The sequence below is a fragment of the Alistipes senegalensis JC50 genome (genome assembly GCF_025145645.1).
Classification (GTDB): Bacteria; Bacteroidota; Bacteroidia; order Bacteroidales; family Rikenellaceae; genus Alistipes; species Alistipes senegalensis.
Genome location: NZ_CP102252.1, coordinates 207,216 through 222,011 on the forward strand (window position 1 = coordinate 207,216; position 14,796 = coordinate 222,011).

Here is a 14,796-nt window from a genome sequence, read left to right on the forward strand (position 1 = left end):
TCACTCCATTTCGGTCAGGTGTTTCCAGTAACGGCGCGGCATCATGCGGCGCTGCAAGCGTTCGTTCGTCCGCTGGGGAATGGCCAGCGCCCGGAAATAACTCTTCCACAAGAGCTGGAACCGCCGCTCGTCCTCGGCAAGCCACTCGTCGGCGAGTTTGTCGGCGATCATCCCCCGGTCGTCCTCCAGCGTGACGCGGCGCGCCGAGGCGCCGTCGTAATAATATCCGTAATCGCGTTTGCGGTCGTAGATAAGCCACCGCTGGTCGGCGAAGCGGTCGGTGAAATAGTCGAGGGCGAGCGGCAGGGCGTCGTGCTCAGGGGTGACGGCGGCGAAATAGGTGCCGTCGGCGGCCTTTTGCAGCCGCACGAACTGCTTCATGCGTTCGCGTTCGTGGGAAACCCGAAGCGCCAGCCGGTGCAGGGCCTTCATGTCGGGATCGGCCTGATCGGCGACGACTCCCTCGCCCTCGTCGAAAACACGCCGCAGGCAGCGCAGCATCAGCAGGTCGCCCCCGGCCTGCTCCCCGTGCCAGGCATAGACGAACATCGAACGGGCGCGGGCGATGAGCCGCCGTTCGAGCCCCCGCCACACGCGGGCGGCGTGGGCTTCGTCGGTCACGACATCGTGGACGCGCTCCGTGAAGAGCGGCTCGGGCTCCCCGGGGCCGATCAGCGCCTCGGGAAACACGTGCAGCGAATAGGCGTCGAACAGGGCCGACAGCAGCCCGTCGAAAGTTTTATCGTAACGAAAGACCAGCATGGCGTCAGAACAGGGTCAGCTGCCCTTCGTTTTTATCGGACCTCCGCCGCTGCGGGGCGGTGAGCAGGCGGCGCACCTGCTCCGGGCGGAGTTCGTTGACACCCTGCCCCGAGGTGAGTTCGCGGCAGAGGATGAAATACTGCGCCTTCTTCATCACCACGCCGATCTGTCGCAGCGACTGCTGCGTCAACGTCCGGTAGCGGCGCGAAGTGACGATCAGCCGGGCCGACTTGACCCCGATGCCCGGCACGCGCAACAACATCTCGTAGTCGGCGCGGTTGACATCGACCGGGAAAAATTCGGGATGCCGCAGGGCCCAGGCCAGCTTGGGGTCGATCTCCAGATCGAGGCGCGGAGTGCGCTCGTCGGCGATCTCGTCGGCCCGGAATCCGTAGAAGCGCATCAGCCAGTCGGCCTGATAGAGCCGGTTTTCGCGCACGAGGGGCGCCTTGTCCAGCGCGGGCAGCCGTTTGTCGTAGGGATTCACCGGGATGAAGCCCGAATAGTAGACGCGCTTCATCGTGGGCCGGGCGTAGAGCGACGACGACAGCAGCAGGATGTCGCGGTCGCTTTCGTCGGTGGCCCCGACGATCATCTGCGTGCTCTGCCCCGCGGGCGCGAAGCGCGGCGCATGACGGAAGCGGGTGCGCTCCTCGGCGCTCTGCAACACCCCCTGCTGGATGTAGCTCATCGGGCGGTAGATGCTCTCGTAGCTCTTGTCGGGAGCCAGCAGCCGCAGGTTGCGTTCGGTGGGGATCTCGATATTGACGCTCATGCGGTCGGCATAGCGCCCGGCCTCGGCGACGAGTTCGGGACTGGCCCCGGGAATGCTTTTCAGGTGGATATAGCCGTTGAAGCGGTGCACCGTGCGCAGGTCGCGGGCCACGCGGACCATGCGCTCCATCGTGTAGTCGGGATTGCGGACGACGCCCGACGAGAGGAACAGCCCCTCGATGTAGTTGCGGCGGAAAAACTCGATCGTCAGCTCGGTCAGCTCGCCGGGAGTGAAGGCGGCGCGCGGAATGTCGTTGCTGCGGCGGTTGATGCAGTAGGCGCAGTCGTAGATGCAGACGTTGGTGAGCATGATCTTCAGCAGCGAGACGCAGCGTCCGTCGGCCGTGAAGGAGTGGCAGATGCCCCACCCCGCCGTGCTGCCCACATCGCCCGGACGGCTGCGGCGCGTGACGCCGCTCGACGCGCACGAAACGTCGTATTTGGCCGATTCGGCCAGCACCTTAAGTTTTTCCAGCACGGTCGCTTTCATGGCGGCAAGATATCGCTTTTTTTCGAAAAACACCGAAGCCCCGGTCCGCAATTTTCCGCCGTCGATCCGATGTCGCTGTGTGCGTGGCGAATAAAAAAACGAGGCGGTATGCACCGTCTCGTTCGTATGGGTCGAGGGGAAAATTCCCCGAAGATCGTTCTCTGTCGGACTCGTTTAGAATCTCCGTCCGCGGCTGCCGCCGCCGTAACCGCCGCCGCGGCTGCCGCCGAAACCGCCCGAAGGACGCTCCTCGCGGGGACGAGCCTCGTTCACGGTGATCGTCTGCCCCTCGAAGCTGGCGCCGTTGAGCTGTTCCATCGCTTTCCGAGCCTGGTCGTCGTCGGGCATTTCGACAAAGCCGAAACCGCGCGAACGACCCGTTTCCCGGTCAGTGATGACGTTGGCCGAAGCGACTTCGCCAAACTGTGCGAATAAATTCCCTAAGCCTTCACTGCTCGTGCCCCAGCTCAGATGCGAAACATAAATGTTCATTCTGCTAAAAATTAAAATAAAAGTTAAAAAAGTGCCTATTTGTCGATTATGGCTATTCGTACTGCGTTCATGCCGCGTGTGCCGCGCTCAAGCTCGAAGGCCACCCGGTCGCCCTCGGCGATCCCCGCCGGAGCGTTGGTGACGTGGAAAAAGTATTTTTCGCTGTCCGAGGCGTCCTTGATGAAACCGTATCCTTTCGAAGAGGTGAAATACTCCACCCGTCCGCTCAGGGGCTCTTCGGCCCCGGTCTCCATCCGCCGGGGCACCGAAACCTCGATTTCGGAGAGGTCGATCTCCGCCCTCGGCCCCACGTCCTGCGGCGAGGCATGAAGCACGCCGTTTTCATCGACGTAAGCCAGCATATCCTCGAAACTGCGGCTGCCGGCGCTCATGCGCTCCTCCTTTTTCTTCTGCTTGTCCTGACGCTTTGTCTGTTTAAGTTTTTCTCGTTCTCGCTTTCCCGATGTAATTCGTTTGGCCATTCAATCTGTTTGTTTATTTGCGGATTCGGAAAACAACCGCGACTCGCCGCAAACGCGCCGCCAACAACAAAAGAGCAGGAAATGAGGTCGATTTTGAGAATTGAGGAAACTGCGATACGCGCAGTTGTCAGACACTTACCAAAGAAGATTCAAAACGAAACTCGATTGTTTTCGGTACAAACATACACATTTTATTCCACAAATCCTATTTTTTACGTTTTTTCTCGCATATCCGGAATTGCGGAAGCCGCAATTTCAAGTTTATTTCAGATTTCAGCCCCAATTTTGCAGCGGAAACCCGGGCGCGTGCACATTTTTTGTATTTTTGTCCGGCGTGTCCCCGAAAAGAGAACGAACAGAAAATCCGATGATGAAAAAATTACCGATCCTGCTCCTCCTGCTCGCCGCCTGCTGGTCGCCGGCCGCAGCCCGGGAGCCGCAATCCCGAACCGTCCAGCCGCAAACCGAAATCATTACGGCCGACTCGACCTACGAACTGATCGAGCAGCTGCGCAACATGCCCAACATCGAGGTGGGCAAGGGCATCACCTTCCGGCCCAAAAACAAATGGTTCGAACTGACGATGCGTTTCCGGATGCAGAACCTGCTGTCGCTGTCGTTCGACGACGACTTCACCCTCACCAAGACCGACGCCCGCGTGAAACGGCTCCGCCTGCGGTTCGACGGCTACATCTATTCGCCCAAGCTGGTCTACTCGGTCCAGCTGGGATTCACCGGCTACGACACCGAGGTGCTGCCCAACGGAAACATGAACATCGTGCGCGACGCCATCGTCTACTACGTCCCGAGCGCCAAATGGAACATCGGGTTCGGACAGACCAAGATCAAGGCCAACCGCGCGCGGATCAACTCGTCGAGCGCCCTGCAATTCGTCGATCGCAGCATCGTCAACAGCGAATTCAACCTCGACCGCGACTTCGGGTTCTTCGGCGAGTACAACCTCGACCGCAAGAGCGGCTTCGACCTCTCGGCCAAAGGCTCCGTGACGCTCGGCGAAGGCCGCAACTGGGGCAGCTCGTCGAACGGAGGGATGGCCTACACGGGGCGTCTGGAACTCTACCCGCTGGGGCGCTTCTCGGCCAAGGGCGACCTGCTGGAAGGGGATTTCGACTTCGAGGAACGCCCCCGCATCCTGATCGCCGGGGCCTACTCCTACAACCACAAGGCTTCGCGCCTAAAAGGCCAGCGCGGCGGAATCATGCCCAGCGACGCCACACGCGACATAGGCTCCTACTTCGCCGACTTCATCCTCAAATACCGCGGATTCGCGTTCTACACCGATTATATGGGGCGCACCTGCGGCGAACCGCTGTTCGACAGCGACCGGAATGCCTTCGTGTACAGCGGACAGGGCCTCAACATCCAGGCCAGCTACCTGTTCCGGAACAAATGGGAGGTGGCCCTGCGCAACTCGACGCTCTTCCCCGAGGAGAAGGTGCAGCCGCTGGCCGGATACCGGAACTGGAACCAGACCACGCTGGGCGTCACGCGCTACATCATCGGCCACAGTCTGAAAGTGCAGGCCGACATGTCGTACAACACCCGCAGCCGGTCCGCAGACCCGAATTACAACCGTTGGGAAATCCGGTTCCAGCTGGAGCTGGGACTCTGACAGAGAAACGCCCGGGGCCCTCGCTCCGGGTGTTTCATTCAAAGGAGTTTGAGTGCGATCCGCGCGCAGGCTTCGGCGTCGGCCAGCGCATGGTGGTGGTTTTCCAACTCGTAGCCGCAGGCCGCGGAAACGGTGTGCAGCTGGTGGTTGGGCAGGCGGCGGCCGAAAATGCGCCGCGAGGCCCGGCAGGTACAATAGAAGGTATAACCGGGATAAGGCATGCCGTAGAGGTCGAAGACCGCCTTCAGGCACCCTTCGTCGAAGGGCGAGTTGTGCGCCACGAGCGGCAGGCCCTCGATGCGGGGCCCGATCTCCTGCCACACGGCGGCGAAATCGGGAGCCTCGGCCGTATCCTCGTAGGTCAGGCCGTGGATGGCCGTGGTGAAACGGCTGTAATAGTTGGGACGGGGGCGGATCAGCCGGTAGAACGTATCGGTCACCTCGCCGCCGCGCACGACGACGACGCCCACCGAGCAGACGCTCGTGCGCTTTCCGTTGGCCGTCTCGAAATCTATGGCTGCAAAATCTTTCATTCGTCCGGGGAGTGTTCGACCTGCAAATATACGCAATTCGGCGGATCGGCGAACGCTCCGAACGTAAAAAAAGCCCCGCTCGGTACAAGCGGGGCCGGAGAAGTTTCAAGGGTATGGTTATCAGGTGTGCGAGGTTTCATCCGATCACGCCGCAAAATTACCCGCCCGACGTTTCACCGCCGTGACAGGCCGGTGACAATTCTGCGACGAGAGAGCCGCATCCGAACGGACGCGGCTCTCTTCATCATATGCGGCCCTATTCCCACTCGATCGTTGCGGGCGGTTTTGAGGAGATGTCGTAGACTACGCGGTTGACCCCCTTGACCTTGTTGATGATGTCGTTCGAAACGTTGGCCAGGAACTCGTAGGGAAGGTGCACCCAGTCGGCCGTCATGCCGTCCGTGGAGGTCACGGCGCGCAGGGCCACGCAACTCTCGTAGGTGCGTTCGTCGCCCATCACGCCGACGCTCTTCACCGGGAGCAGGATCGCTCCGGCCTGCCATACCTTGTCGTACAGCCCGGCGGCGCGCAGCGAGTCGATGTAAATCTTGTCCACGTTTTGCAGAATCTCGACCTTCTCGGGAGTGATGTCGCCCAGAATGCGGATCGCAAGGCCCGGTCCCGGGAAGGGATGGCGGCCGATCAACTGCTCGGAGATGCCCAGCGAACGCCCCACGCGGCGCACCTCGTCCTTGAACAGCAGGCGCAGCGGCTCGACGATCTTCAGGTTCATCTTCTCGGGAAGGCCGCCGACGTTGTGGTGCGACTTGATCGTGGCCGAAGGGCCGTTGACCGAGCACGACTCGATCACGTCCGGGTAGATCGTACCCTGCGCCAGCCAGCGAACGTCCTTGATCTGGATCGCCTCCTCGTTGAACACCTCCACGAAGTCGCGGCCGATGATCTTGCGCTTGCGCTCGGGGTCGGAGACGCCGGCCAGGTCGCCCAGGAACTTGGCGCCGGCCTTCACGCCCTTGACGTTCAGCCCCATGTTCTTGTACGACTCCAGCACGTCTTCGAACTCGTTCTTGCGCAGCAGTCCCGAATCGACGAAGATGCAGTAGAGGTTCTTGCCGATGGCCTTGTGCAGCAGCACGGCGGCCACCGACGAATCGACGCCGCCCGAAAGCCCTAACACGACCTTGTCGTCGCCCACCTTCTCGCGCAGCTCACGCACGGTGGACTCCACGAAACTCTCCGAGGTCCACGACTGCGAGCAGCCGCAGATGCCCACGACGAAGTTCTTCAGCAGCTGCGTGCCGTCGGTCGAGTGGTAGACCTCCGGGTGGAACTGGATACCCCAGGTCTGCTCGCCCGCGATGCGGAACGCGGCGACGCGCACATCCTCGGTGCTGGCGATCAGTTTATAGTTATCGGGCACGCGCGTGATGGTGTCGCCGTGCGACATCCACACCTGCGTTCTGGCCGGCAGGTCGCGCATCAGCGCATCCGACGGATCGCCGACGGAGAGCATCGCACGGCCGTATTCGCGGCTGGGCGCGGGCTGCACCTCGCCGCCGAAGGCCGAAGCGAGGAACTGGGCTCCGTAGCAGACGCCCAACAGCGGCAGTTTGCCCTTGAAGGCCGAAAGGTCGGGGTTCGGGGCCTGGGCGTCCCGCACGGAATAGGGGCTGCCCGAAAGAATCACACCCCGCACCGACGCATCGAGCGCCGGAATCTTGTTGAACGGGTGGATTTCGCAATAGACGTTCAGTTCGCGGACACGGCGTGCGATCAGCTGCGTGTACTGCGACCCGAAGTCGAGAATGAGGATTTTTTCCATCTATATCGTGTTTATTGTTTTCTTACCGGACGGTTGAAACTCCCTGCCAGCCGCATTTCGGCGGCAAAAGCCTCACAGCCGACTTCGCGGATGCGTTCGACGCATCCCCTGCGGTCGGAACGGAAGACGAACCCGAAAATTCGTGCGATGAAATTATTGAACTTCCCGCAACTTTCCAGCGGCATCAGCGTACATTCGGCGCAACTCTGCCAGCCGTGTCCGATACAGCAGGCCCGCACCTTGCACCAGGAAGCCCGCTCATTGGGATGGCACCCCGGGCAGGAGCCCTTCGCAAATTTGCGGCAGGTTCCGCAGAAAAGTCCGCAGGCGGCGATTTCGGGATTCATCATCAGCGTTCGCTCGAGTAGTTGGGCGCCTCGCTCGTGATGGCCACGTCGTGCGGATGGCTCTCGTGCATGCCCGAAGCCGTGATGCGGACGAACCGCGCCTGCTGCAACGTCGGGATGTCCTTCGCCCCGCAGTAGAACATGCCGGCGCGGACGCCGCCGATCAGCTGGTAGACCGTCTCGGAGAGGGAACCCTTGAACGGCACGCGGGCGGCAATGCCCTCGGGAACGAGCTTGCTGAAATTGTTTTCGCAGCCCTTCTGGAAATAGCGGTCGGCCGAACCGGCCTTCATGGCGTCGATCGAGCCCATGCCGCGGTAGCTCTTGAACTTACGGCCGTTGTAGATGATCGTTTCGCCCGGAGCCTCCTCCGTCCCTGCGAACATCGAACCGATCATCACGCAGTCGCCGCCCGCAGCCATCGCCTTCACCAGATCGCCCGAATAGCGCAAACCGCCGTCGGCGATGACGGGCACGCCCGTGCCGGCAGCGGCCGACGCAGCGTCGAAGATGGCCGAAAGCTGGGGAACACCCACTCCGGCGATGATGCGCGTCGTGCAGATCGACCCCGGGCCGATGCCGACCTTCACGCCGTCGGCGCCGTTCTCGATCAGGAACTTCGCAGCCTCGGCCGTAGCCACGTTGCCGGCGACGACATCCAGCGACGGGAACTCGGCCTTGATCTCGCGCAGCTTGCGGACCATAGCGACCGAATGGCCGTGCGCGGAGTCGAGCACCACGGCATCGACATCCTCGGCGACCAGCGCACGCACGCGGTCCAGCGCATCGGGCGTGATACCCACGCCGGCGGCCACGCGCAGACGCCCCTTGGCGTCCTTGCAGGCGTTGGGATGGTCCTGGACCTTGGTGATGTCCTTATAAGTGATAAGCCCCACCAGACGGCCTGCGTCGTCCACCACGGGGAGTTTCTCGATTTTGCTGTTCAACAGAATCTCCGAGGCATGTTCGAGTTCGGGATTCCGGGTCGTGATCAGGCGGTCGCCGGGAGTCATCACCTCCCCGATGCGGCGCGACATGTCGCGCTGGAAACGCAGGTCGCGGTTGGTGACGATGCCGATGAGCTTCCGGTCGGAATCCACGACCGGAATGCCTCCGATCTTGTTTTCCTTCATCAGATTCAGGGCGTCGCCGACGGTGTTCTCCTTGGAGATGGTCACCGGGTCGTAGATCATGCCGTTCTCGGCACGCTTCACCTTGCGGACCTGCGCGGCCTGCTCGGCGATGGACATGTTCTTATGGATCACGCCGATACCTCCTTCGCGGGCCAAAGCGATGGCCAGCGGCGCCTCGGTGACAGTGTCCATAGCGGCGGACACGATGGGGATGTTGAGCTTGATATTACGCGAAAAATGGGTCTGGACATTGACCTCTCGCGGCAACACTTCCGAATAGGCGGGTATCAGCAGCACGTCGTCGAAGGTAAGTCCTTCGGGCTGAACCCTTTCATTGATAAAAGACATAATGAACGTGGATTTTTGTTGCTCGCAAAAGTAATCATTTTTTTCGAAACGGCCTAATTTCCGGACCGATCCGCCGATTTTTTTATCAACAAAATGTAAACGCCCCGCCGCAACCGGCCGACAATGCTCCGGAAGGGCCCCGAGAGCCGTTCGGAGGCTCCGGAAGCGCAAAAAAATACCTGTTTATGGGGATTGCAGGATATGTTCGGCGGGCTTAAATTTGCAAAATCATTAAAATCTGCATAGATTTGCCGACAAACAAAGCTATCCAAACGATGATACGCGCTTTCCGCCTCCTGAGCACACTGCTCCTCTTTGCCGTATACGATGCCCATGCCCAGAAAAGCAATACGCCCCTCTACTCCATTTCGGGACAGGTGGTGAATGCCGAAACGGGAGAACCCGTGGCGCTGGCCTCGTTCGTAGTCAACAATACGATCGGCGTAGTGACCGACCAGAAGGGCGCATTCAAACTCGACAAGCTCAAAGGCGGCCCCATCACCTATAATGTCTCGTTCCTCGGATACAGCCCCGTCGAACGGAAACTGGTCCTCTCGGCAGACATCAAGGACCTCCGAATCGCCCTCACGCCGCTGAGCCTCGGACTGGAAGAGGTCGTGGTGACGGCACAGCCCACCGGCGCGGGCTCCACGTCGAAGATCGGCGAAGAGGCCATCCGCCACATCCAGCCCATGAGCATCGGCGACATGTTCCAGCTCCTCCCGGGCAATCTGTCGGTCAACCCCAATCTGAACGGCGTGGGCCAGGCCGCCATCCGCGAAATCGGCTCCAATGCCAACAACGCCCTGGGCGCCGCGGTGATCGTTGACGGAGCTCCGCTCTCGAACGACGGCAACTTGCAGGCCCTCTCCCCGTCGCTCGCGGGAAGCGCCTCGAACCAGTCGCAAAACGGCATGAGCGACCAGACGACGGCCGGAAAAGGCGTCGATCTGCGCTCGGTATCGCCCGACAACGTGGAGTCGATGGAGGTGATCCGCGGCATTCCGTCGGTCGAATACGGCAACCTGACCTCGGGAGTCGTCATCGTGAAGACCAAAACGGGCTCGACGCCCTGGGAGGCCAAATTCAAGGCCGACCCCTATTCGAAAATGGTGTACGCCGGCAAGGGATTCACGCTCAAAAACGGCAGCGCGATCAATGCGGGCATCGACTGGACGCAGTCGTTCGGCGACACGCGCAAGCGCTACTTAGGCTACGACCGCATCTCCGCGACGCTGGGTTATTCGAAGAGTTTCGACGTGGCGGGACGCCCCATGCTCCTGCGCCTCAACGGCTCGTTCTACTCGAACGTCAACAACAGCAAGACCGACCCGCAGATGCAGGTCACGAGCAGCACCTTCGAAAACAAGAACATCGGCGCACGTCTGAACGCCGAGGGCAGCTGGAAGATCAACGGAGCCGCCCTCACGGCCCTCGAATACGGCTTCATGGTATCGCAAGCCTACCAAAGTGACCGGCTGCACGAATATGTGGCTTCTGCCAGCGGAGTGATCTCCAACACACTGAAACCGGGCGTCTATGAAGGTATCTTTCTTCCGTCGTCGTACTATTCCGACTATGAAATAGAAGGTAAGCCGTTCAGCGTTTACCTGCAAGTAAAGGCCAACAAGATCATCCAACTCGGAGGGGGGGGGAATTTTACCAATCTCCGGGCTGGAATCGACTGGCGGTATGACGCCAATTACGGCGGAGGGCTTCTTTATGACATAAACAAGCCGCCACAAAATATTTCGAGCCAAACCTTGCGCCCCCGGTCGTTTCGGGATATTCCGGCGCTGAACAATCTTGCTTTCTTTTTCGAAGACAGGCTCAATCTCAAGATCGGGGAAACGTCGCTCGCCCTGCAAGCCGGTGTGCGCCTGACGAACATGTTCCTCGATCCGCAGGCCAAGCAGAACGACATCTTCGTGGCCGAGCCGCGTGTCAACCTCAACTATTCGCTGTACGAAGGTCCCAAGGCGGCCGTCGCCGTCACGGGCGGCTGGGGACTCTCCTACAAGATGCCCACGCTGCTCTACCTCTATCCGGACAACGCCTATTTCGACCGCGTCAGTCTGGCGAAGATCTCCAATGCCGATCCGACGAGTTCATTGGCCGTTCTGACGACCGATGTCCTGACCAACCTGGCCAATCCTGATCTCAAACCCGCCCGCAGTCGCAAGTACGAAGCCGGACTCTCGTTCCGGCTGGGGCGCGTGCGCGGCATGGTGACCTATTTCCGCGAAAAGCACACCGATGAATTCGGGTTCTCGACGACGCCCCACTACATGCACTACGAGACCTACGACGTACCGTCGGAGGCCACCGATCTCCGGTTCGCCGACGGCAAGGTGACCTACACCGACGCATCGGGCAACACCGTCGAAGCCGCAACGAAAAAGGAGGACTACATCGCCACCTACTACCGCCCCACCAACAAATCGCACACCGAGAAACAAGGTATCGAATACAGTTTCGACCTCGGAAGCTGGCGCGCCCTGCGCACTTCGCTGATCATCGACGGAGCGTGGTTCCACATCAGGCGGACCGACGAACAGGAGTACTATTCGAAAATCAACGAGACCTACGACTACATCCGCCTCATGCCGGCCGGAAGCGGCACGCTGCAAAACCGCGTGAACACCAATTTCCGCTTCATCACCCACATCCCGCAGCTGAAGCTGGTATTCTCGACGACCATGCAGGTCGTCTGGTACGAAAGCCAGCAGAACATCTGGCAGGACGGCAGCGGCAACGACCTCTTCAGCCTCTCCGAAGACGGGAAGTTCATGCAGGTCATGCCCGTCGGATTTTACGACAAGCAGGGCAACTACACGGTCTGGCAAAAGGGATTCGAGGAGCGTCCGGAGTACTCCCAGATGGTCAGCAAGTCCCTTGCAACTGCCTACGACCGGGAGACGTTCCGCCCGTGGGTGATGTTCAACTTCCGCCTGACGAAGGAGATCGGGCGCGTCGCCGAACTCTCGTTCACGGCCAACAACTTCACGCGCACCTCCCGCTGGCACTACTACGACACCCGCACGGGCTACAAGCAGATTTACCCCGACATGTATTTCGGCGCCGAACTGAAACTGCGTATCGGCAACAGATAATTCGAAAAATCACCATTTGTATCATAAAAATCAGGAAACGATGAAAAGGATGAATTTATTGGCAAAGGCCGGGCTGCTCTTCGCAGCAGGCGCCACCTTCCTGTTCGCAGGCTGCGACAACGGCAATGACGACGATGGAGGCGACAACGGATCGAAAAAACTCCAGCTGACGGTCAACCTGACCGCTCCCGCAGGATACGAAGCGTCGGAACTCCCGTCCATGACCGTAACGGCCGTGAACTCCGACAAGGAACTGACCTATACCGAAACCACCGCCGCCGGGACGACCTCCGTCACTTTCGAGGTGTCGTCGGGCCAGTACCAGATTATGGCTACCGGCAAATACTCTCCCACGGTCACATTCACGGGTTCGGTCGCTGCCGACGTTTTCGGAGACAAAACCGCTGCGGTGGCACTGTCCGAAGTCTACGAATCCCCGTTGGTATTCAAGGAAATATACTCGACATCCAACTCGAACTACACGCTCACCGACACCTATTTCGAGATCGTCAACAACTCGGACGAGGTGCAGTATCTCGACGGACTGATCGTTGCGACGATAAACCCGCCCTATCCGGCGAACGTCAACCCGTGGGAATCGGTATACCCCCTCTATCCGGTCTACGGCGTTGCGGCGGCATTCCCCGGCACGGGCAAGGAACACCCTTTGCAGCCCGGTGAAAGCGTGGTCATAGCCAATGACGCCAAAGACTGGACAAGCAACGGGGGTACCGACCTCTCCAATGCCGATTGGGAAGTCTATGTCCAGAACGTTACGATCCCCTCTGCGGATGTAAATTACGACGCTCCGGATCTCACGATACTTTTCAATGAAAATACCCAGCGAAACCTCAATCCGGGATACTCGAAAGGCTGTTTCCTGCTTGCCAAACTGCCCGACGGAACGACTCCCGAAGAATACGCCAGCGACTCGGGCAACTTCATGACAGAGCCCAATTCCACGAAGACCCAGCGAAACCTGATGATCCCCAGCGACTATCTGCTGGACGCCGTAGAAATCTGGGATGCCACGGAATCGCAACAGCTCCACCTGCTGCTGTCCAAGGATGATTCGGGACAGGCCGCCGTAACCGGATTCGCAGGCAAGAGCATCCGCCGCAAGGTGACCAAAATCGAGAACGGCCGCGCCTACTATCAGGACACCAACAACTCGACGGACGATTTCCTGACGGGCCAGCCGCTCACCCCCGGCGTACACCCCACGCAGGCGGACTAAGACCGGAACCCGATTCCGAGATCACGACCGAAACGGTGCCGTCGAAAAGCGCCGTTTCGGTCTTACGACACCACACCTAACGCATTTCTTACGATGAAAAGATACCCGGGTACCGCATTGTGCGCATTGCTGCTCTTCGGCGGCGGAACGCTTCGTGCCCAGCAGAAAGCGCAGCTTCCCGTCTACCGGGAGGTAGAGCGCTCCGGAAACCTCTATTCCCGGAGCCACAACCCCTCGGCGCTGTGGTTCTCGCCCGTCGGGAACCTGCTCGACTTCCATGCGGACTACGACATCCGCCGGGGCGACCTGCACGATGTGGACGAATCCTCGAAAATCAACGCCTTCGGAGTCGGAATCTCCGGACAGCAGCGGTTCGACAAGGTGATCTGCTCCGGCAGCATCGCCTACAACGACGGCAAGGAGTATGCCCGGCGCTGGAACTCGACGCTTCAGGTCGCCGACGACAATCCTTTCATCCTCGGCGATTCGATCCCGTCGGATTTCAACACCCAGCGCTTCAACCTGAGCGGAACGGTGGCCTACAAGCCGCTGGAGCGGCTGATTCTCGCCCTGAGACTCGACTACGACACCGGCAGTTCGGCCAACCAGACCGACCCGAGGCCCAAGACCGACGGCATGCACTTCGTCATCACGCCCGGCGTCCAGTACCTGATGGGCGGCGGATTCTCGCTGGGACTCTCGGGCGGATTCGACCTGATGAGCGAGTCGATCTCGCACGAGGTCATCGACCCGCGCGAATCCTACGTCTATTTCCGTTTCAACGGGCTGGGCGATTACAGCACGATTTCGACCGGCACGTCGCTCTCCTACCCGCGCAACTACACCGGCACGGAATACACCGGAGCCCTGCAATTCGCCTGGGACGGCGGCCGGGGCATCGCCAACCTGCTCGAAGCGACCTATGCGTCGAGCACGCAGGAGGCCCGCGACGGCGGTGCCGTATTCACGTTCCTCGGCGGCGACTATTCGCGCACGGGTTTCGGCGTCAGCGACCGCCTGCGTTTCGGCAACTCCCGGCGCACGCACAACGTCATCGTCGGATGGGACCACAAGCGCGTGGAGGGCATCTGGTATGAACAGACGGCCTACATCGACCCCGACAAGAACAACCAGATCTCGTACAAGGTGCAGGCTTCGGGGCTGAAAAACAAGGAGACCGTCTCGGTCTTCCGGGCCGAATACCGTTTCGACAAGCTCCGCGACGGGCTTCCGACCTTCGCGCTGCACGCCGCAGGGCGGTATGAGGATTCGGAAACGATCCACTACGAGGGCGACGGATACAACCGCAGCTACACCCGCATCCTCGGGTCGGTCGAGGCGTCGAAATTCTTCTCGTTCGGCCGCAACCGGATCACGGCGACGCTCGGCGTGCGGGGAGCCGCTCCGATCACCTCCTCGCAGCACGTGCAGGAGCGCATCAAACAAGCCTACACCGCCCCGGCATTCGAATACATCACCGCGACCTGGATCGGCGGCAACGCAGCAGTACGCTACCGCCGCCTCTTCGGGAAACTGTGGGCCGGACTCTACGCCGAGGCTTCGCTGAAACGCTACATCGGCGAGGGGAACTACACCGACCTGCTCGAAGGCACCGACAGACGCAGGTTCACGTTCGGCGCCGAAATTCTTTTCTGACACACAAAACAGC

Annotated in this window: 12 protein-coding genes; 4 read left to right on the plus strand and 8 right to left on the minus strand. The window is 60.3% G+C overall.

The features are described from left to right. The 4 genes from NQ519_RS00780 to NQ519_RS00795 all read right to left on the minus strand — a co-directional run bounded on the left by NQ519_RS00780 (position 1) and on the right by NQ519_RS00795 (position 3,000). Positions 1-762, minus strand: coding sequence for a TIGR03915 family putative DNA repair protein (locus NQ519_RS00780; RefSeq protein ID WP_019149974.1), 762 nt, complete (start codon positions 760-762; stop codon positions 1-3). Positions 763-766: 4 nt separating this feature from the next. Further along, entirely contained in the window at positions 767-2,026 is a 1,260-nt protein-coding gene (locus NQ519_RS00785) for a putative DNA modification/repair radical SAM protein (protein ID WP_019149973.1), read from the minus strand. 174 nt (positions 2,027-2,200) lie between these two features. Continuing rightward, complete coding sequence (locus tag NQ519_RS00790) at positions 2,201-2,518, minus strand: RNA recognition motif domain-containing protein (RefSeq protein WP_019149972.1); 318 nt, start codon at positions 2,516-2,518, stop codon at positions 2,201-2,203. Positions 2,519-2,553: 35 nt separating this feature from the next. Beyond that, entirely contained in the window at positions 2,554-3,000 is a 447-nt protein-coding gene (locus tag NQ519_RS00795) for a cold-shock protein (protein WP_019149971.1), read from the minus strand. Between the two features lie 370 nt (positions 3,001-3,370). On the opposite strand from NQ519_RS00795, the gene NQ519_RS00800 reads away from it, so the two are divergent. Continuing rightward, positions 3,371-4,633, plus strand: coding sequence for a porin (locus tag NQ519_RS00800; RefSeq protein WP_019149970.1), 1,263 nt, complete (start codon positions 3,371-3,373; stop codon positions 4,631-4,633). A gap of 38 nt (positions 4,634-4,671) precedes the next feature. Here NQ519_RS00800 and NQ519_RS00805 read toward each other — a convergent pair whose 3' ends face one another. The 4 genes from NQ519_RS00805 to guaB form a co-directional block, all read right to left on the minus strand. Next, positions 4,672-5,166 carry a 3'-5' exonuclease gene (locus NQ519_RS00805; protein ID WP_019149969.1) on the minus strand — a complete coding sequence of 165 codons (495 nt, stop codon included), beginning with the start codon at positions 5,164-5,166 and terminating at the stop codon, positions 4,672-4,674. A 256-nt stretch (positions 5,167-5,422) separates the two neighbouring features. Beyond that, positions 5,423-6,949 carry a glutamine-hydrolyzing GMP synthase gene (gene guaA, locus NQ519_RS00810; RefSeq protein WP_019149968.1) on the minus strand — a complete coding sequence of 509 codons (1,527 nt, stop codon included), beginning with the start codon at positions 6,947-6,949 and terminating at the stop codon, positions 5,423-5,425. Positions 6,950-6,960: 11 nt separating this feature from the next. Beyond that, a complete protein-coding gene (locus NQ519_RS00815; protein ID WP_026076360.1) occupies positions 6,961-7,296 on the minus strand; it encodes a DUF3795 domain-containing protein in 336 nt (111 codons plus the stop codon). Between the two features lie 2 nt (positions 7,297-7,298). Next, positions 7,299-8,777: an IMP dehydrogenase gene (guaB, locus tag NQ519_RS00820; RefSeq protein WP_019149966.1), complete on the minus strand. Its 1,479-nt coding sequence runs from the start codon at positions 8,775-8,777 to the stop codon at positions 7,299-7,301. A 275-nt stretch (positions 8,778-9,052) separates the two neighbouring features. On the opposite strand from guaB, the gene NQ519_RS00825 reads away from it, so the two are divergent. The 3 genes from NQ519_RS00825 to NQ519_RS00835 all read left to right on the plus strand — a co-directional run bounded on the left by NQ519_RS00825 (position 9,053) and on the right by NQ519_RS00835 (position 14,783). After that, complete coding sequence (locus tag NQ519_RS00825; RefSeq protein ID WP_019149965.1) at positions 9,053-11,890, plus strand: TonB-dependent receptor; 2,838 nt, start codon at positions 9,053-9,055, stop codon at positions 11,888-11,890. 49 nt (positions 11,891-11,939) lie between these two features. Beyond that, positions 11,940-13,127, plus strand: a complete 1,188-nt coding sequence (locus NQ519_RS00830) for a DUF4876 domain-containing protein (protein ID WP_019149964.1) — start codon at positions 11,940-11,942, stop codon at positions 13,125-13,127. A 93-nt stretch (positions 13,128-13,220) separates the two neighbouring features. Next, positions 13,221-14,783 carry a DUF6850 family outer membrane beta-barrel protein gene (locus NQ519_RS00835; protein WP_227901056.1) on the plus strand — a complete coding sequence of 521 codons (1,563 nt, stop codon included), beginning with the start codon at positions 13,221-13,223 and terminating at the stop codon, positions 14,781-14,783. Positions 14,784-14,796 lie beyond the last annotated feature (13 nt).

Excerpts from the sequence above, each read along its gene's own strand:
- NQ519_RS00780 (WP_019149974.1), bottom strand. The coding sequence starts at position 762 with ATGCTGGTCTTTCGTTACGATAAAACTTTCGACGGGCTGCTGTCGGCC.
- NQ519_RS00785 (WP_019149973.1), bottom strand. The coding sequence starts at position 2,026 with ATGAAAGCGACCGTGCTGGAAAAACTTAAGGTGCTGGCCGAATCGGCC.
- NQ519_RS00790 (WP_019149972.1), bottom strand. The coding sequence starts at position 2,518 with ATGAACATTTATGTTTCGCATCTGAGCTGGGGCACGAGCAGTGAAGGC.
- NQ519_RS00795 (WP_019149971.1), bottom strand. The coding sequence starts at position 3,000 with ATGGCCAAACGAATTACATCGGGAAAGCGAGAACGAGAAAAACTTAAA.
- NQ519_RS00800 (WP_019149970.1), top strand. The coding sequence starts at position 3,371 with ATGAAAAAATTACCGATCCTGCTCCTCCTGCTCGCCGCCTGCTGGTCG.
- NQ519_RS00805 (WP_019149969.1), bottom strand. The coding sequence starts at position 5,166 with ATGAAAGATTTTGCAGCCATAGATTTCGAGACGGCCAACGGAAAGCGC.
- guaA (WP_019149968.1), bottom strand. The coding sequence starts at position 6,949 with ATGGAAAAAATCCTCATTCTCGACTTCGGGTCGCAGTACACGCAGCTG.
- NQ519_RS00815 (WP_026076360.1), bottom strand. The coding sequence starts at position 7,296 with ATGAATCCCGAAATCGCCGCCTGCGGACTTTTCTGCGGAACCTGCCGC.
- guaB (WP_019149966.1), bottom strand. The coding sequence starts at position 8,777 with ATGTCTTTTATCAATGAAAGGGTTCAGCCCGAAGGACTTACCTTCGAC.
- NQ519_RS00825 (WP_019149965.1), top strand. The coding sequence starts at position 9,053 with ATGATACGCGCTTTCCGCCTCCTGAGCACACTGCTCCTCTTTGCCGTA.
- NQ519_RS00830 (WP_019149964.1), top strand. The coding sequence starts at position 11,940 with ATGAATTTATTGGCAAAGGCCGGGCTGCTCTTCGCAGCAGGCGCCACC.
- NQ519_RS00835 (WP_227901056.1), top strand. The coding sequence starts at position 13,221 with ATGAAAAGATACCCGGGTACCGCATTGTGCGCATTGCTGCTCTTCGGC.